This window comes from Aquimarina besae, from assembly GCF_042434905.1.
In the GTDB taxonomy this organism is placed as follows: Bacteria; Bacteroidota; Bacteroidia; order Flavobacteriales; family Flavobacteriaceae; genus Aquimarina.
The window spans coordinates 1,696,803-1,714,413 of record NZ_CP170199.1 but is presented as its reverse complement, the minus strand read 5'-3'; the positions used below and the strand labels follow the sequence as shown (position 1 = coordinate 1,714,413).

The 17,611-nt window shown below is 34.6% G+C and carries 17 protein-coding genes; 11 read left to right on the top strand and 6 right to left on the bottom strand.

Annotated elements, in window-relative coordinates; genetic code table 11:
* Window positions 1-45 precede the first annotated feature (45 nt).
* The 3 genes from ACE94K_RS07400 to ACE94K_RS07390 form a co-directional block, all read right to left on the bottom strand.
* Window positions 46-663, bottom strand: coding sequence for a bifunctional nuclease domain-containing protein (locus ACE94K_RS07400; RefSeq protein WP_378182160.1), 618 nt, complete (start codon window positions 661-663; stop codon window positions 46-48).
* An 86-nt stretch (window positions 664-749) separates the two neighbouring features.
* Window positions 750-1,718: an electron transfer flavoprotein subunit alpha/FixB family protein gene (locus ACE94K_RS07395; protein WP_378182157.1), complete on the bottom strand. Its 969-nt coding sequence runs from the start codon at window positions 1,716-1,718 to the stop codon at window positions 750-752.
* A 53-nt stretch (window positions 1,719-1,771) separates the two neighbouring features.
* Complete coding sequence (locus ACE94K_RS07390; protein WP_378182154.1) at window positions 1,772-2,518, bottom strand: electron transfer flavoprotein subunit beta/FixA family protein; 747 nt, start codon at window positions 2,516-2,518, stop codon at window positions 1,772-1,774.
* 163 nt (window positions 2,519-2,681) lie between these two features.
* Here ACE94K_RS07390 and ACE94K_RS07385 point away from each other — a divergent pair, with 163 nt between their 5' ends.
* The 5 genes from ACE94K_RS07385 to ACE94K_RS07365 all read left to right on the top strand — a co-directional run bounded on the left by ACE94K_RS07385 (window position 2,682) and on the right by ACE94K_RS07365 (window position 10,859).
* On the top strand, window positions 2,682-3,665 hold the full coding sequence (locus tag ACE94K_RS07385; protein ID WP_378182152.1) for a pyruvate dehydrogenase complex E1 component subunit beta: 984 nt from the start codon (window positions 2,682-2,684) through the stop codon (window positions 3,663-3,665).
* Window positions 3,666-4,042: 377 nt separating this feature from the next.
* Window positions 4,043-6,538 (top strand): DUF5686 family protein, encoded by a 2,496-nt coding sequence (locus ACE94K_RS07380; protein WP_378182149.1) that lies wholly within the window; start codon window positions 4,043-4,045, stop codon window positions 6,536-6,538.
* A gap of 197 nt (window positions 6,539-6,735) precedes the next feature.
* Window positions 6,736-7,266, top strand: coding sequence for an inorganic diphosphatase (locus tag ACE94K_RS07375; protein WP_378182146.1), 531 nt, complete (start codon window positions 6,736-6,738; stop codon window positions 7,264-7,266).
* A 111-nt stretch (window positions 7,267-7,377) separates the two neighbouring features.
* Complete coding sequence (locus ACE94K_RS07370) at window positions 7,378-9,786, top strand: sodium-translocating pyrophosphatase (protein ID WP_378182143.1); 2,409 nt, start codon at window positions 7,378-7,380, stop codon at window positions 9,784-9,786.
* A 74-nt stretch (window positions 9,787-9,860) separates the two neighbouring features.
* Window positions 9,861-10,859, top strand: coding sequence for an App1 family protein (locus ACE94K_RS07365; RefSeq protein WP_378182140.1), 999 nt, complete (start codon window positions 9,861-9,863; stop codon window positions 10,857-10,859).
* Here ACE94K_RS07365 and ACE94K_RS07360 read toward each other — a convergent pair.
* Window positions 10,856-11,623, bottom strand: a complete 768-nt coding sequence (locus ACE94K_RS07360; protein WP_378182137.1) for an XRE family transcriptional regulator — start codon at window positions 11,621-11,623, stop codon at window positions 10,856-10,858. The two genes, ACE94K_RS07365 and ACE94K_RS07360, sit on opposite strands and share 4 nt — an antisense overlap.
* 167 nt (window positions 11,624-11,790) lie before the next feature.
* Here ACE94K_RS07360 and ACE94K_RS07355 point away from each other — a divergent pair, with 167 nt between their 5' ends.
* The 4 genes from ACE94K_RS07355 to ACE94K_RS07340 are packed head-to-tail and all read left to right on the top strand — an operon-like array spanning window position 11,791 to window position 14,619.
* On the top strand, window positions 11,791-12,171 hold the full coding sequence (locus ACE94K_RS07355; protein ID WP_378182135.1) for a DUF559 domain-containing protein: 381 nt from the start codon (window positions 11,791-11,793) through the stop codon (window positions 12,169-12,171).
* Window positions 12,161-13,423: a putative DNA modification/repair radical SAM protein gene (locus ACE94K_RS07350; protein WP_378182132.1), complete on the top strand. Its 1,263-nt coding sequence runs from the start codon at window positions 12,161-12,163 to the stop codon at window positions 13,421-13,423. The genes ACE94K_RS07355 and ACE94K_RS07350 overlap by 11 nt, the downstream gene beginning before the upstream one ends.
* A 6-nt stretch (window positions 13,424-13,429) precedes the next feature.
* Entirely contained in the window at window positions 13,430-14,203 is a 774-nt protein-coding gene (locus tag ACE94K_RS07345) for a TIGR03915 family putative DNA repair protein (protein ID WP_378182130.1), read from the top strand.
* 53 nt (window positions 14,204-14,256) lie between these two features.
* The gene (locus tag ACE94K_RS07340; RefSeq protein ID WP_378182127.1) at window positions 14,257-14,619 is read left to right on the top strand and encodes a hypothetical protein; all 363 of its coding nucleotides are present in this window, start codon (window positions 14,257-14,259) and stop codon (window positions 14,617-14,619) included.
* 57 nt (window positions 14,620-14,676) lie between these two features.
* On the opposite strand, the gene ACE94K_RS07335 is transcribed toward ACE94K_RS07340, so the two are convergent.
* Window positions 14,677-15,252, bottom strand: coding sequence for a nitroreductase (locus ACE94K_RS07335; RefSeq protein WP_378182124.1), 576 nt, complete (start codon window positions 15,250-15,252; stop codon window positions 14,677-14,679).
* 73 nt (window positions 15,253-15,325) lie between these two features.
* Between ACE94K_RS07335 and ACE94K_RS07330 the strand changes: the two genes are divergently transcribed.
* Window positions 15,326-16,030 carry a methyltransferase domain-containing protein gene (locus ACE94K_RS07330; RefSeq protein WP_378182121.1) on the top strand — a complete coding sequence of 235 codons (705 nt, stop codon included), beginning with the start codon at window positions 15,326-15,328 and terminating at the stop codon, window positions 16,028-16,030.
* A gap of 2 nt (window positions 16,031-16,032) precedes the next feature.
* Window positions 16,033-16,497 (top strand): hypothetical protein, encoded by a 465-nt coding sequence (locus ACE94K_RS07325; RefSeq protein ID WP_378182118.1) that lies wholly within the window; start codon window positions 16,033-16,035, stop codon window positions 16,495-16,497.
* Here the strand turns inward: ACE94K_RS07325 and ACE94K_RS07320 are convergent.
* Window positions 16,478-17,599, bottom strand: coding sequence for a pentapeptide repeat-containing protein (locus ACE94K_RS07320; RefSeq protein WP_378182115.1), 1,122 nt, complete (start codon window positions 17,597-17,599; stop codon window positions 16,478-16,480). The two genes, ACE94K_RS07325 and ACE94K_RS07320, sit on opposite strands and share 20 nt — an antisense overlap.
* Between the last annotated feature and the right edge of the window lie 12 nt (window positions 17,600-17,611).

The window sequence follows — 17,611 nt, the reverse complement described above, 5'->3', positions numbered from 1 at the left end:
GTAATATTAATGTATTAAGGAAAAATGTGGTAAAAGAGGTCAAAACTAACCTCGTTTCGAAATTTCATCCCTGATTCTTGCGGCTAATTCATAATCTTCATTGGCTACGGCTTGTTCAAGCATACGATTTAATTCTTCTAAAGACAAATCCTGATAACTTGTTTCCTTACTCGCCATCTCTACATCATCAGAAATCAACTCGTCAACCAAAAGACTTTCAGGATCATCTTCCCCTTCTTTTTTAGGGTTTACTTTTAGATAAATTCCCGCCTGATCCAAAATATTCTTATACGTAAATATTGGAGCCTGAAAACGCAATGCAAGCGCAATAGCATCGCTAGTTCTAGCATCAATAATCTCTTCGATCTTATCCCGTTCACAGATAATACTTGAATAGAAAACTCCATCTACTAGTTTGTGAATAATTACCTGTTTCACCACCACATCAAATCGGTCTGCAAAATTTTTGAATAGATCGTGGGTTAACGGACGAGGAGGCTTGATCTCTTTTTCTAAAGCTATTGCAATGGATTGTGCTTCAAAAGCACCAATAACGATTGGCAGTTTTCGCTCTCCATCTACCTCACTTAAAATCAACGCGTACGCACCATTTTGCGTTTGACTATACGATATTCCTTTTATGTTCAGACGAACTAAACTCATAGTAATTTCAATAAAAAAAGGCTGTTTGAACAAACGGACTTTTACCTAAGTTCAAACAGCCCTTGATTGGGCACAATTTATGAAAATTATGCGTTATTCGCCTTAAATTCCTTTAATTTTTCAATTAACTGCGGTACCACTTCAAAGGCATCGCCAACAATTCCATAATCTGCAGCCTTAAAGAATGGTGCTTCAGGATCATTATTAATTACTACTTTTACCTTACTGGAATTTATCCCTGCAAGATGCTGAATTGCTCCTGAAATTCCTACGGCAATATATAAGTTTGTAGCCACTGGTTTTCCTGTTTGACCAACGTGTTCTCCGTGAGGTCTCCAACCCATATCACTAACAGGTTTAGAACAAGCTGTTGCCGCTCCAAGAACATCTGCCAATTCTTCTATCATTCCCCAGTTTTCTGGCCCTTTAAGACCTCTTCCTCCAGAAACAACCACTTCTGCATCCGCAATAGACACTTTATCTGTTGCCTTATCAACAGAAGTAACATTTACAGTAAAATCTTCATCAGACAAAGATGGTTCAAAAGCCTCAGCTGCAGCAGCTCCCGAAGTTTCTTTTAATCCAAATGCATTATTTGATAATCCTATAAGTTTAACATCTGTTGTAATCTCGGTAATATTAAAAGCCTTATTAGTAAATGCGGATCTTTTTACTGTAAATGGAGAGCTGCTATCTGGTAATGCTACTACATTAGAAGCGTATCCCGCATTAAGATGTACAGCTAATAAAGATGCTAAAAACTTACTGTCTGCACTAGAACTAACCACTACTACCTTAGCATCTTCTTTTTCTGCTGCTTGTTTTAGAGTATCTGCGTATGCTTTTGCATTAAAAGTAGCTAGTTTGTCATTTTCAACTTCTAATACTTTATCAACTCCATACTTACCAAGCTCACTGCTATCTGCTACATTAAAACTTACAGCAGTCACGGTAGTACCCAACATATTTGCAACTTCTTTTGCATAAGACGCTACTTCGAAGGCCGCTTTCTTAAATTTTCCTCCTTCACTTTCTGTGTATACTAAAACTGACATATATACTATTTTTTTATGTTGACCTATTACAAAATAGGTATGAATTTATACTTTTATATTGCTTTAGCTTCGTTATGTAATAACTCTACTAATTGACCTACATTATCAGGAGAAACTAAAGTAACCTCCCCTTTTGGAGCAGGTTTTTCGAACTTAACAGCCTTAGTTTCCTGCGTTGCTTCTATTGGCTCAACGACATTTAGAGGCTTTTTACGAGCCATCATAATACCTCTCATGTTAGGTATGCGAAGATCACTTTCTTCTACTAAACCTTTTTGACCACCGATTATAAGAGGTAATTTGGCTGTTGATGTCTCTTTTCCTCCATCAATTTCGCGAATAGCTGTCGCCGTATCTCCCTCTATTTCTAACCCAATACAAGTGTTCACAAAATTAGCACCTGTAAGAGCAGCTAACATTCCAGGGACCATACCCCCATTATAATCAATTGATTCTCTACCAGCTATAACCAAGTCGTAACCACCATCCTGTACAACTTTCGCAAGCTGTTTTGCAACATAAAAACCATCTGTAGCCTCCGTATTCACTCTAATTGCATTATCCGCTCCGATAGCTAAAGCCTTTCTTAGCGTTGGCTCTGTTTCTGCACCTCCAACGTTTACCACATCTACTGATGCACCTTGCTTTTCCTTAAACCACATAGCACGTGTTAATCCAAATTCATCATTTGGATTAATAACAAACTGTACTCCATTTGTGTCAAACTTAGTGTCACCTTCCGTAAAATTAATTTTAGAAGTAGTGTCTGGCACATGGCTAATACAAACTAATATCTTCATTTTATATAGGTATTTTTTGAGAATTTAATAATAAAAGCGAAAGTACAAATAAAATGTCGAATTTACTATGCATGCATAGTAAATTTTTCAAAATTCAGTGATGGTAAAGGGTATTAATTGCTACTTTTGCCATTCGTATAGCACAAAAATAATTAATTTATAGATGAAAACGATACAATTCAGAGAAGCAATTTGCGAAGCAATGAGCGAAGAAATGCGCCGAGATGAGTCCATTTACTTAATGGGGGAAGAAGTAGCTGAATATAACGGAGCATATAAAGCTAGTAAAGGAATGCTTGATGAGTTTGGACCTGAAAGGGTCATCGACACTCCAATATCTGAACTTGGTTTTGCCGGTATTGGTGTAGGCAGTGCTATGAATGGTAATCGACCTATCATCGAATTTATGACATTCAACTTTTCTTTGGTTGGTATTGACCAGATTATTAATAATGCGGCAAAAATGCGACAGATGAGTGGAGGTCAGTTCAATATCCCTATCGTTTTCAGAGGTCCTACTGCTTCGGCAGGACAACTAGGAGCTACGCATTCGCAAGCTTTCGAGAACTGGTTTGCTAATACTCCAGGACTAAAAGTTGTTATTCCTTCTAATCCAAAAGATGCAAAAGGATTGTTAAAATCTGCTATTCGTGATAATGATCCGGTTATTTTTATGGAGAGCGAACAAATGTATGGTGATAAAGGAGAAGTACCCGAAGGAGAATACACCATCCCATTAGGAGTTGCAGAAATAAAAAGAGAAGGTACCGATGTCACTATTGTTTCTTTTGGAAAGATCATCAAAGAAGCTTATAAAGCCGCCGAAGAGCTTGCAAAAGAGAATATTTCTTGTGAAATTATAGATTTAAGAACTGTTCGCCCTCTTGATCTTGACGCAATTTTCACTTCAGTTAAAAAGACAAATCGATTAGTCGTACTTGAAGAAGCCTGGCCTTTGGCTAATATTGCCTCTGAAATTACATATCAGGTTCAGTCTAATATTTTTGATTATCTGGATGCCCCGGTTGTAAAAATAAATACAGCAGACACTCCAACCCCATACTCACCAGTATTACTTGAAGAATGGATACCTAATAGTAAGGATGTCGTTACTGCGGTTAAAAAGGTGATGTACAAAAACACCTAACATTTACAAAGTCACACAAAGACATCTTTAAATTTTTATTAAAAAATGGCTTGAAATTTGATGATTTAAGGGGAATATATAAAACTACCGATTTGATTGAAACATCGAAATACTAAATATTAAGTTTTTAAAAGTTGCATTCGTTTCCCAAACTGAAAAGGATATGATTTTATTTTTAAAAAGAGTAGGGTATTTTTTAATTCAAATGTTTTAAGTAAAATCTCGTTAGAATTGATTAAACTGCATTATAGACTTGTGGTTAGTGTTAAAGAAAGGACTTAACTGTTCTTTTTTTATTTTAAAACACGGGGAGTGTTTTAACAAAATACCGAGGTAATAATGATTAATTTAATTATAATTTTTTTTAAAAAAAGTAAATGAAATATTGGGTTTTAGGGTTATTATTTTTTGCTTTTAGCAACTCTTTTATTTTGGGGCAGACCAAAGTTAGTGGTCACGTTTATGACAGTAACAAACAAGCTATACCATTTGCCAACATCATATTTGTTAACTCCACTGTAGGAACAATTACCGACGAAAATGGTAATTTTTACATGGAATCGGATGAAAATCATAGCAGCATAAAAGTTTCATTTCTTGGTTTCGAAACAAAAACTGTTAAACTTACGAAGCGAACCACTTACGAAATGGAAATAATTTTGGAGGAAGAAGCTGCCTCTCTGGATGAAGTTGTTATATATAAAGGTAAAACTTCTAAAAAAAATAATCCTGCTATAGACATCTTGCGAAAAATTTGGGACAACAGAAGAGAAAATGGCGTTAAAAAATTTAAGCAATACAATTACGATAAGTATGAAAAATTGGAATTTGACCTGAATACTATTGATAGTGCTTTAATAAACAGCAGAATTTTCAATGGAATGGAGTTCATTTTTGAAGATATAGATACATCCAGAATTACAGGAAAGACGTATTTACCAATTTTTCTAAATGAGGCAATTTCTAAGGTATATGGTGATAATGAGCTTAATGAGTTTAAAGAAGTCCTTAAAGGCAATAAAAATGCCGGCTTTAGCGATAACCAAACGCTTATTGCCTTTGTAAAAGATTTATATTCCGATTATGACATTTATGATAATTACTTAAAATTCTTTGACAAAAGTTTTACAAGCCCTTTATCAAGAACTGGTATTAACGTGTACAATTACATCCTATCGGACAGTGCATATATTGGAAATAAATGGTGCTATAACATTATTTATTATCCGAGGAGAAAGAATGAGCTCACATTTAAAGGTGATTTTTGGGTAAACGATACGACATGGGCTATCAAAGAAATCAATCTTGAGGTGACCAAGAGTGCCAATATCAATTGGGTAAAAGATTTATATATCGAACAAGAATTTGATGTACTGAACGATTCCATATTTTTAATTACCAAAGACTATTTCCAATCAGATTTTGCCTTCAACAAAAAAGAAAAATCAAGAGGGGTTTATGGAAAGAGAACAACATTATACGATAACTATAAGTTTGATCAAAAAAAGGATAAGAAATTCTATCAGAGTCAGGTAGACCCTTATGACCAAGATATTTATAACAGAGATGATTCATTTTGGTCAAATGCTAGAATGGAGGAACTGAACAAGGATGAACAAAAAGTTTATAAACTTCTAGACACTCTTAGAACCGTAAAAGCCTTTAAAAGACTCTATAATATAGGTACAATTTTAGCAACCGGATATGTAGAATTTAACGGCTGGGACTTTGGACCTTTGTTCTCTACAGTAGGTTATAATCCTATCGAAGGATTCAGATTAAGAGCGGGTGGACGTACTTACTTCACAGCAAATGATCGCTGGAGAATTGAAGGGTATGGAGCTTATGGTTTCCGAGATAATAAATTTAAATATGGTATTTCCGGAAAATACTTGGTAGACCGTAAATCCAGATTAGTTGTTTCTGCTGGTAACAGACGTGATGTGGAACAACTTGGAGCCAGTTTAACAAACACCAACGATGTTGAAGGTAGAAGTTTAGCCTCTTCTTCAATTATTGCCACAGGAGACAATAATAGATTGACTTCCATAAATCTATCTGCCTTTTCTATGCAAATAGAACCCAGAAAAAACTTTACGGTTGGGGTAACCGGTTCCTTTAGAACACTAAAACCTGCCGATAGAAACCTATTTAGTTTAGATTTTTTTGATCCCGACACCGGCGAACTTAAAACTGAGATTAAACAAGCTGAAATTGCAACTACATTGGCATACTATCCAGGAAGAAAAACTACGGGATATGGTGTAGATAGAATCGTAGTCAATGATGGTGATTATGCGCAACTCTTTCTTAATTATGCTGTAGGCTTAGATCATATTCTCGAAAGTGATTTTGAATATCAAAAACTTCAATTTTTCTATCGACAACCTTGGAATATCGGTGGCTTTGGTGTTTTAAACAGCTCTATAGAAGTTGGTAAAACCTTTGGAGAAGTCCCGCTTGGTTTATTAAGCGTAGTTCCTGGTAACCAGACATATTTATCCATTCAAAATACATTTCCCTTATTAAATTTTTACGAATTTGTAACAGACACATATGCCTCTGTTCATATGGAACACAATTTTAATGGAAGAATTTTTTCCAGAATACCACTACTAAGAAAGTTAAACCTTCGAGAACTGGTAGGTATTCGTGGTGTATGGGGAGAACTATCTGATGAAAACCTACTTTTAAGTCAACCATCTAATGAAACCCTTATTGCTCCAGATGACGAAATATATTGGGAATACAGTCTTGGGGTTGGGAATATTTTCAAAATTTTTAGAATTGATTTTCATTTTAGAGGAAATTATTTTGATAATCCCGACGCTCGTGATTTTGGTGTCACGGGATCTTTTGGATTTTACTTCTAAAAGTTAGGATTAAGGCAATTTTTTCTCACATTTAAGTATTCATTTTGTTTGAAATACCTTCAGATCGGTTTTACGAAAACCTTTTAGGTTACCATAACATTAAAATTTAAGGTATAAAGCTGTTATTTTTGGTTATAAATTTTAACCAACCCCTTGTAATACTTATATTTGCCGCCCATAAAAATGAGAATAAGATTATGAGCGCAGCAACACGCGAAAGTTTCGATGTACTAATCGAAATCCCAAAAGGAAGTCGTAATAAATACGAATACGATTTTGACATAAAAAAAATCAGATATGATCGCATGATTTTTTCATCAATGATGTACCCTGCAGATTATGGATTTATCCCGGAAACTATGGCATTAGATGGAGATCCATTAGATGTTTTAGTGCTTGTAACAGAACCTACCTTTCCTGGTTGTGTAATGGAAGTGAAACCGATTGGTGTTTTCCATATGGCCGACGAAAAAGGTCCTGACGAAAAAATTATCTGTGTACCGGTATCTGACCCAATTGCTAGTCGATTAGCCGATCTAAAAGAGATGAACCCCCACCTTTTAAAAGAAATCGAACACTTTTTCCAAGTGTATAAGGATCTTGAAAAAAAGAAAGTAGATGTTGGAGGTTGGGGCAATATAGACGAAGCCAAAGAAATTATCAAAGCGTGTGTAAAGCGATTTGATGAATTAGAAGATAAACCTAAAGGATTATTTAGTATCTACTAAATTAAATTCTAAAATCTCTAAAAAAGCGCAATATTTAATCAAAAATATTGCGCTTTTTATATTTAGATGAATTTACTACTTTTAGCAGCTAATTAACTAAAAACACATTTAATGGAATCAAATATGATTTACATGCCAATTGTTTTGGCATTACTAGGGCTAATTTACATGCTGGTTAAAAAATCTTGGGTAATGAAACAGGATGCCGGTGACGGTAAAATGAAAGAAATTTCAGATCATATCTATGAAGGAGCCTTAGCTTTTTTAAATGCAGAGTATAAATTACTTTCAGTATTTGTAATAGTAGTAAGTATATTGCTTACGATTGTTTCTTTTATAGTACCCACTACTCATTGGTTGATTGTAATAGCTTTTATTTTTGGCGCCGTTTTCTCTGCTTTTGCCGGTAACATAGGAATGAAAATAGCTACCAAAACGAATGTAAGAACGACTCAAGCTGCTCGTACCAGTTTACCAAATGCACTTAAAATTTCTTTTGGAGGAGGTACTGTAATGGGATTAGGTGTTGCTGGATTGGCGGTTTTAGGTTTAACCGCTTTCTTTATTTTGTTTTTTCACTTCTTTATGGGCGGAGAATGGACCAACACAATGGATATGACTATTGTTCTTGAGACCTTAGCTGGATTCTCTTTAGGAGCAGAATCTATTGCGTTATTTGCTCGTGTTGGTGGAGGAATATATACTAAGGCAGCCGATGTAGGAGCTGATTTAGTAGGAAAAGTGGAAGCAGGTATACCAGAGGATGATCCTCGTAACCCTGCTACAATAGCCGATAATGTTGGGGATAATGTTGGGGACGTAGCTGGTATGGGTGCCGATTTATTCGGTTCATATGTTGCTACAGTATTAGCAGCAATGGTACTAGGAAACTATATCATAAAAGATATGGGAGGAAATATTGTAAATGAAGGATTTGGTGGAATTGGCCCAGTACTACTACCTGTAGCAATCGCAGGAGCAGGAATCATTATTTCCATAATCGGAACCATGCTTGTTAAAATAAAAAGTAACGATGCTAAAGAAGCACAGGTTATGGGTGCGCTTAATATTGGCAACTGGACATCTATTGCGCTTGTAGCCGTATCTTGCTTTGCATTATGTACCTATATGCTTCCAGAAACCATGAAAATGGAATTTTTTGGTGAAGGACTTAAAGATATTTCTTCAATGCGAGTATTCTATGCAACACTCATAGGTTTATTTGTAGGAGGAGTTATTTCTGCTGTTACGGAATACTATACAGGATTAGGCAAAAAACCAATTTTAGAAATTGTTCAAAAATCAAGTACCGGAGCCGGAACAAACATTATTGCAGGTTTGGCAACAGGAATGATTTCCACTTTCTCTTCTGTTTTGTTATTTGCCGGTGCTATTTGGGCATCCTATGCATTTGCAGGATTCTATGGAGTTGCAATGGCGGCCTCTGCCATGATGGCAACTACTGCGATGCAATTAGCTATTGATGCTTTTGGACCAATCGCTGATAACGCTGGAGGAATTGCAGAAATGAGCGAACAAGAACCAATAGTAAGAGAACGTACTGATATCCTGGATTCCGTAGGGAACACAACTGCTGCGACAGGAAAAGGATTCGCAATAGCGTCTGCGGCTTTGACATCATTAGCTTTATTTGCTGCGTATGTTACCTTTACCGAAATTGATGGGATCAATATCTTCAAAGCTCCAGTATTGGCAATGTTATTTGTTGGAGGAATGGTACCGGTAGTATTCTCTGCATTAGCTATGAATGCTGTAGGAAAAGCAGCCATGGAAATGGTATACGAAGTGCGTCGCCAATTCAAAGAAATTCCCGGAATCATGGAAGGAACTGGCAAACCAGAATATGACAAATGTGTTGCAATTTCCACAAAAGCTTCCTTAAAAGAAATGATGTTACCAGGATTATTAACCATTGGTTTCCCATTAGCAATTGCTTTTATTCCGATGATTTTTGGAATGGATAGTCAAGCAATTGCAGAAATGTTAGGAGGTTATATGGCAGGAGTTACCGTATCTGGTGTTTTATGGGCAATTTTTCAAAATAACGCTGGTGGGGCTTGGGATAATGCTAAGAAATCCTTTGAAGCAGGTGTAGAGATCAACGGAGAGATGACCTATAAAGGATCTGATGCCCATAAAGCTGCTGTGACTGGTGATACCGTTGGTGATCCTTTCAAAGATACTTCGGGACCATCTATGAACATATTGATTAAGTTAACTTGTCTTATAGGACTTGTGATTGCACCTATACTAGGAGGACACACCACAGAAACTGCGGTAGCAACAAATGAAATAGAGGTAATTGAAACTAAATCGTCTTCCAATAAAGCTGAAAAACAAATTGAAGTTCAAATAGATATGGATGGTGAAATAGCCAACGCTATGATTACCATTACGAAAACTGAGAATGGTAAAACTTCTACTGAAACTAAAAAATTACAAGGAACAGAAGAAGAAGTGAAAATCCAAATCGAAGAAATTAAGGCTTCTCTTAAATAATTCTAAAAGCATTATACTGAAAGAACCTCGCTAATTAGCGGGGTTTTTTATCTTTACGGTTAATTAACCAATATATGTTCAAAAAAAAACCATTGCGAATTAATTCTTATCTGGGTTACGGAACAACCAAACGGCTCAGAGCAACAGGTCGAGCATTAGAGGATGAAAACGTGAATTTTGATGGTAATACAAGAACATTAAAAACTTTACGAAATATCTACAGACAATTTGAAAGTGACGAAATTAGAAATGCCAACATAGAACTAAAGCTATCTAATGGAAAAAATTTTACCACAAAAACAGATGCAGAAGGATATTACCATTTTGACGAAATTTTATCTGATGGAGAAAAAATGGTCGATAAAGAAGGATATATTCCATACTTGATTTCATATCAAAACGAGGGAAGTAAAAAAATTCTTCAATCAAATATTTTTAAAGGAAAAATGTTAGTTCCATCTAAGGAAGCTGCTTTCGGTGTGATCAGTGACATAGACGATACCATTTTACATACAGGTGTTGCCTCATTATTTAAATGGAGAGTAATTGCCAATACTTTTTTTAAAAATTTTGATAAGCGACTGCCTTTAGAGGGAACTGTTCAGTTCTATCAAAAGCTTAAGCTTAGCAAAGAAAACATACCAGTTAATCCAATCTTTTATGTTAGCAACAGTCCTTGGAACCTGTATGACTATTTAACAGCTTTTCTTAAAAAACATTATTTCCCCGAAGGGCCAATATTACTTAGAGACTTTAGAACACCTTTTGATAAAACACCGAAGCCCAAAATACCACACAAACAGTCCGAAATTCTAAATTTACTAAATATCTATCCAGATCTAAAATTTATACTAATTGGAGATAGCGGAGAAAAAGACGCAGACATATACACAGAAATCGCGAAAAAATACCCGGATAGAATTTTGGCTATTTATTTAAGAAGTGTCAATCACCGGAGAAAAGAAAAACGAATTCAGAAAATAATAAACACTTACAGCACAACACCTATACTTCTGGTTCATTCATCGCTTGAAGCAGAATCCCACGCCAGACAACAAGGGTTTATTAGTTAATTCTTTAAGCTTCTGACCTCAGAAGTTAATGCCGCCATTGCATCTTGTAATTGTTTGATACCCGATGTATCAGGATTAGTATCAATATTAAAACTTAGTTTACTATTCACCTCCCATAACTCCACAATTTGATGAGTTTGAATCGTGTATGGTAAATAATCGGCATTTATAGAAATTAGCGTCAGCACTGAAGAATCTTCGCTTTTCCTTACTTTTTTAACTACCACACTATCTTGTAACACTACCACATATAGCGCATTACTTCTTAATTCTGAAAGATTATTGACAGCCTTTCCAATCACCCATTCTTTGGGTTCTAATACTGGTAACATACTATCCCCTTCTACCTGAAATCCACGATACGTAGCATTTCTATATTCTGGAAGGGGGATATCAAACGCAGGCAACTGTTGGTACCAATCTACATCTTGCACATTATGAGGATAACCCGCAGCAGCCTTTACATTAACCAATACAATATTTTCATTGTTTTCAGAATCTACAGTTATGACTTTTGGAGTAACATCTCCGTTATGCAACTGAATTTTCTTTTGTTCACTTTCACCAAACAACCAAAGAGGATTCACTCCAAACTCCTTAAGCAATTTAGAAACTACTTTTCCCGAAATTTTAGTTTTCCCTCTTTCTATATCCGCGGTAGAATTTTTAATATTTAAAATCTTAGCAAAATCAGATTGGGTAAAATGATTTTCTTCACGAATTGATTTAAAACGTTGAATGGTTTGGTTAGTTAAATTATCCATACAACTCCAATTTATTTATTTGTATACATTCCTGTTACTTGATTTGGGATAATTACATAACAAATATACTATTTTTTGGAATATTTCCAATTTTAACACAATTTGATTTTTATTTTATTGGAATATTTCCATAAATTTGGAAAAATTACTAGCTAAACCAGATCCTTATGGCATCACAAATCATTTTACATCAACCAGAATCAGAAAAAATAATTCGATACTCGTTAAATAATGCAATTCCCGCAACTGACGAATTACATAAAACATTATCCGAAAAAGGTTTACATTTTGCGCGAAATTATAAGCTTTACAACTATACTTTTGATTTTTATTCACCTCTTTTAAAAATTGCCATTGAAATTGACGGATATGCCCACGAATTTTCCGATGTATATAGTAAAGATGCACCCAAAAAATTATATATACATTCCCTGGGAATTACTGTTCTACGTTTTACAGATTATCAAATACTAGTAGATATAGAAGAAATTATTAGAACCCTTAAACATCAAATAAAATTGATAAAACGCAAGAAGTATGTCGTTTGAAAGAATTCGAGAAAAACTTTCAATATTAGCAGATGCTGCCAAATATGATGTATCCTGCGCAAGTAGCGGCGGTAAAAGAGGAAATACCCAAAAAGGTTTGGGCAACAATACAGGGATGGGTATATGTCATAGCTATACAGAGGATGGCCGTTGTGTCTCTTTATTGAAAATACTCCTAACCAATCATTGCATCTTTGATTGTGCCTATTGTGTTACCAGAAAAAGTAATGATATAAAGAGAGCGGCATTTAAAATTCAAGAAGTTGTAGACCTAACTATTAGTTTTTACCGAAGAAATTATATTGAAGGATTGTTTTTGAGTTCTGGAATTTTTAAAAATTCAGATTACACCATGGAACGCTTAGTTGCTGTAGCCAGAAAGCTTCGTTTAGAAGAGAACTTCAATGGATACATTCATTTAAAATCGATTCCAGGAGCCAGTGATGAACTTATGAAAGAAGCAGGATTGTATGCTGATCGCCTTAGTGTTAATATAGAGATCCCCACCGTATCCGGTTTAAAGCTGCTGGCACCTGATAAAAAGCATGAGGATTTTATAAAACCCATGCAAAAGGTTAAAAATGAAATCATTCAATTTCAAGAGGAAAGAAAAATTATAAAAAGTACACCCAGGTATGCTCCTGCAGGCCAAAGTACACAAATGATCATTGGCGCTACTGGAGAAAGTGATAGAGATATTATGTACTCTGCCACCTATTATTATAAAAAATTCAATATGCGTAGAGTATATTATTCGGGGTATGTTCCTGTAATTACGGATAATCGTTTACCATCTTTAACCACAGAAGTTCCGATTCTCAGAGAAAATCGGCTTTATCAAACCGATTGGTTATTGCGTTTTTACGGCTTTTCTGTCAATGAATTATTGAACGATGAATATAAAAACCTAGAACTTGACATAGATCCTAAACTAAGTTGGGCGCTTAGAAACTTGCACGCTTTCCCTGTTGATATAAATAAGGCAGATAAGAGAATGTTGGCAAGAATCCCGGGTATCGGAATGCAATCTGTTTCAAAAATATTACAAGCCAGAAAATTTAGAAAATTAGATTGGTCACATCTCAAAGCTATCGGTATTGCATTAAATAGGGCAAAATATTTTATTGTTTGTAACTCAAAAGATTTTCATCACTACGATTGCACACCATTACTTTTAAAAAATAAAATTCTGAAAAACTCTAAGAGCAAGCATTCAAAGCACTTTAGTAATCAACTAAGTCTTTTTTCATAATTAATAATGAATTCTCAAACCATTTTAAAATATGACGGAAGTTTTGATGGTTTTTTAACCTGTGTTTTTACTGTATACGAACAAAAAATTATCTCCCCTATTATTCAAAAAGAATCCCAATCTGATCAACAACTATTCTCGACCTCAGAAACAATAATTACAGATAAAATAAAATCCACAAGAGTATGGAATGGAATGAAAGCAAACATTTCATCCTCTCAACAAAAAATCATATTCAAGGCTTTTTTAAGCGAAATTAAAGGGGTAGAAAATACTTTACTGGCTTACATTCAAAACATATTTGCTACCCAAAAATCGAACCTAATTGATTACAGTGACAAAAATATTCTTGGCATCACTCAGGTTGCCAAAATGGTAGGTAGAGAGAAACATCGAATGGAAGCCTTTGTAAGATTTAAAAAAACCAAAGATGATATTTACATAGCAACGGTTGAACCAGACTTTAATATATTACCGCTACTAATTGATCACTTTAAAGATCGATATGCAGATCAAAAATGGCTTATTTATGATATCAAAAGGGCCTACGGAATTTATTATGACCTATGCACAGTAGATATTATCACTTTAGATTTTTTTTCAAAATTAAATACCACTATACGTAAAGACAATTATGCTGATAACGAGTTAGAATTTCAATATTTGTGGAAAACCTATTTTAACAACGTAAATATAAAATCCAGGAAAAACTTAAAACTGCATACACAACATCTTCCAAAACGTTACTGGAAATACTTGATAGAAAAAAACGATATATAAAATAAAATGTTAAATTTGCCGTTCAATAACCCAATTAACTATATCTATCAATTATGAAAAGATTATTTTTAGGAGCAATTGCTCTAATGCTAACAGTTTCAGTGACCTCTTGTAGAGATACAAAAAAAGCAGAAGACGCTGCCAATGATGCTGTAGAAGAAGTACAAGACGCAGCAGATGACGCTAAAGAAGCTGCTGAAGAAGCTGTAGAAGATGCTAAAGACGCTGCTAATGAAGCAATGGAAGATGCACAAGAAACTGTTGATTCAGTAAAAGCTGCAGCAGGTGATGCTGTTGATGCTGCCAAAGATGCTGCCAATGATGCTGTTGACGCAGCCGAAAATGCAGTTGATGATGCTACAGATGCAGTAAAAGAAGGAGCTGATAAAGCTGCTAACGCTTTAAAAAAGCAATAATATACAGATTAGTATATATATAAACCCTCCTGGAAAATTTCAGGAGGGTTTTTCATTTTAATCGTGCCACTCTATCTTTTGTTCAATAGGATTTCTCTTCGAACTGAGCAACTCATCTTTGTCGTAATTGCCTAGATACATAAAGCCCAAACATTTTTCTCCTTCTTCAAAATCAAAAAAATCACCCATATATTTTATTAAGTTCGGACTACTCCAATAGCACCCAATCTCGTTAGCAGTGCAGGTAAGCCACATATTCTGAACAGCCATTGCAGTAGCAGCAATTTCTTCCCATTCAGGTACTCTTTCTTTGGGGTCGCGTTGCATGCAAATGGCAATAATAGCACTTGCAGCTTTACATTTATTCTTAATTTTTTTATGCTTAAAAGGAGAAAACTTTTCGTCTGAAGTGATATCTGTATAAGTATCGGATAAAAACGTTCCAAGTCTATCTTTAGCTTCTCCTCTTACTATTTTAAATCGCCAAGGTTCGGTTAAACGATGAGTAGGAGCCCAATTTGCATTTTCCAACATCATTTGAATAAAAGCTGTGGAGACAGGTTTTTCGTTATATTGCGAAGGAAAGATTGCTCTTCGCTGTTTAATAATCTGATTTAAATATTCATTATTCATGCATTTTATGTTTTTAATGTAAAGTTATTATTAATATTGAGACCAATAAAGAATAAATTTAAGTTATAAGTTTTTGAATTTTCGAACCCGTTTACATACAACTGAACAACTTGACAATTTATCCTTATCCGGTCCTGCTTTACTAGAGACCTTATCAAGTTTAAAGCTAATTAATAAGCTTTTTGGAAACCATAAGCAGATTGCAAAAAGTGTTTTGGAATATTGTTTAGAACAACCAGGAAAAAAATGCTATCGAATAATCGATTTAGGATGTGGAGGTGGGGATAGTGTGTATCATATTTCTAAAAAAACCAACCTAAAAGAAATTAATGTTTCCTTTTTGGGAATTGACGGTAATCCACAAAGTATTGCCGTCGCCAGTACCAAATATGCACGAAATGATTATATAAAATTTAGCACAGCAAATATTCTAGATAGTTCGTTCTCTGTTCCCTATTGTGATCTGATCATAAGTAGCCATTTTGTCTACCATTTTAAGGATGATGAATTGATAACTTTTATAAAAAAAGCAAAGCAAAAAGGAGTTAAGCATATGATTTTTAGTGAATTGAAAAGAAGCAGTACGGCTTATTTTTTATTTAAATTTTCGAGTGTAATTTTACCAATTTCGAAGATTGCTAAAAACGATGGCTTAATAGCTATACAAAGGGCGTTCACCGTTAAGGAATTAAAAAACATATTAAAACAGAGCGGTGTAAAAAACTATACGGTTGAGGAAAAAATTTGGTTTAGAACCATTACAAAAATTGAACTTTAATTATGAAGGGTACCTTATTAAACATTTTGATTACATTGAAACAAACCCCAAAAACTGTCGTACTGACTTATATTATAATTTATTTTATTTGGGGTTTAGGAATGAATGCATTTGGCACTGAAATGGAAATTGCCAGATTTGCTAATTGGTGGCAAATCATTACCTGTTATATTTTGTATATGGTGCCTATTTCTATTTTACTAAAAGACTATAACTTTTTCAATCAATATGCATATGGATTGGTGGCTATGGGAATATTAGAGTTTTTAGGGTATTGGTTACAGACCTCTTATGTCTATCCCAATAATATATTAGATCAGTTATTTAATCCTCAAAACTTCAGTTTAGGAATGGCACTATTTTTTGCTTTATATTTCCCCGCAGGTAATTGGCTGGTCGATAAGACTCATAACATATTATTTAAAGGACAAATGACAAAATCATCTTCTACCTTACAACAAGAATGAATTGCTGCTTTCCTTGTTTTTTAACCCGATACTTATCCTGTATAGCTTTAGCCCCTTTTAGATCCAATGAATCTTTTACATACTCAATCCAATCCTGTCGATGTACAATTGCATTATCTAGCACAACATCTGTAAGATTGGCATCCTCAAATCTGGTCCCCCACAAGGTTGCTTCCGTTAAATCCGCCTCTGTAAGGTTTGCTCCATATAATTTGGCATTGGTTAAATCTGCACTCAACAATTCAGAATTACGAAGATTAGCATTGGTTAAAACAGATTGTTTCAGATTTGCATCAGATAGATTTATTTTTTCCATGTTAGCTTCAATTAATTCACTTCGTTCTAAATTGACCGCAGGCAAATTAACTTCGGATAGATTAGAGTGATTCAAATTGATATATTTCATATTTACTCCCCGACCCAAATAGATATCTTTAAAATACGTATAACTAAAATCAGATGCATCCAGAATCTCTCTATAAGATTGATCAGCTAAATTACTTCTGATTAAGCTAAATAACAATTGTCCTTTTTCTGGACTTATCTTCTCATCGATAAGCTCTCCGTCCTCCTCATATTTATATGGTTTCATTGCTCTGGTAAGACTAGCAATTCTAGCTTCTAGAACAGGGCTAATATTTCGCTCGCTGGATCCCTTGTATTTTAGCTCCTCACTAAGATCAGATAATAAATTATCCATAATAAAAACCAAAGAAGATCTTCTTTCAGCTTCTATTAAAGCGTTTTGATTACCAACTAATACATTTTGATTAATTACCAACCAGGTTTGAAACATTAATATCATAGATGGAATCAGCGTGACAAATAACCCAAAAAGACCAATTCTGGTAATACGCCAAATGATATTAGAGGATACATCAGAAACCGTATCAACGGATACTGTTTTAGTTTCTTTATATTCTGTAATTGCATTATTAATGCTTTTTTTAAGCCTAATTCCTAAAAGCGGCACGCTTGACTTTTTTAATAACCAGAAACCAATACTCTTTTTCTTTTCTTTCCTCTTTTTTATCTGGTCTAGTTTGTCCTGTAATTGCTGCTTTTCTTTCTCTAGCTGCTCAATTCTTTGTTGCTCGGTCACTTTATTTTAGAT

What these genes read in the sequence shown, in the direction of transcription:
- ACE94K_RS07400 (WP_378182160.1), bottom strand. Translation starts at nt 663, where the DNA reads ATGAGTTTAGTTCGTCTGAACATAAAAGGAATATCGTATAGTCAAACG.
- ACE94K_RS07395 (WP_378182157.1), bottom strand. Translation starts at nt 1,718, where the DNA reads ATGTCAGTTTTAGTATACACAGAAAGTGAAGGAGGAAAATTTAAGAAA.
- ACE94K_RS07390 (WP_378182154.1), bottom strand. Translation starts at nt 2,518, where the DNA reads ATGAAGATATTAGTTTGTATTAGCCATGTGCCAGACACTACTTCTAAA.
- ACE94K_RS07385 (WP_378182152.1), top strand. Translation starts at nt 2,682, where the DNA reads ATGAAAACGATACAATTCAGAGAAGCAATTTGCGAAGCAATGAGCGAA.
- ACE94K_RS07380 (WP_378182149.1), top strand. Translation starts at nt 4,043, where the DNA reads ATGAAATATTGGGTTTTAGGGTTATTATTTTTTGCTTTTAGCAACTCT.
- ACE94K_RS07375 (WP_378182146.1), top strand. Translation starts at nt 6,736, where the DNA reads ATGAGCGCAGCAACACGCGAAAGTTTCGATGTACTAATCGAAATCCCA.
- ACE94K_RS07370 (WP_378182143.1), top strand. Translation starts at nt 7,378, where the DNA reads ATGGAATCAAATATGATTTACATGCCAATTGTTTTGGCATTACTAGGG.
- ACE94K_RS07365 (WP_378182140.1), top strand. Translation starts at nt 9,861, where the DNA reads ATGTTCAAAAAAAAACCATTGCGAATTAATTCTTATCTGGGTTACGGA.
- ACE94K_RS07360 (WP_378182137.1), bottom strand. Translation starts at nt 11,623, where the DNA reads ATGGATAATTTAACTAACCAAACCATTCAACGTTTTAAATCAATTCGT.
- ACE94K_RS07355 (WP_378182135.1), top strand. Translation starts at nt 11,791, where the DNA reads ATGGCATCACAAATCATTTTACATCAACCAGAATCAGAAAAAATAATT.
- ACE94K_RS07350 (WP_378182132.1), top strand. Translation starts at nt 12,161, where the DNA reads ATGTCGTTTGAAAGAATTCGAGAAAAACTTTCAATATTAGCAGATGCT.
- ACE94K_RS07345 (WP_378182130.1), top strand. Translation starts at nt 13,430, where the DNA reads ATGAATTCTCAAACCATTTTAAAATATGACGGAAGTTTTGATGGTTTT.
- ACE94K_RS07340 (WP_378182127.1), top strand. Translation starts at nt 14,257, where the DNA reads ATGAAAAGATTATTTTTAGGAGCAATTGCTCTAATGCTAACAGTTTCA.
- ACE94K_RS07335 (WP_378182124.1), bottom strand. Translation starts at nt 15,252, where the DNA reads ATGAATAATGAATATTTAAATCAGATTATTAAACAGCGAAGAGCAATC.
- ACE94K_RS07325 (WP_378182118.1), top strand. Translation starts at nt 16,033, where the DNA reads ATGAAGGGTACCTTATTAAACATTTTGATTACATTGAAACAAACCCCA.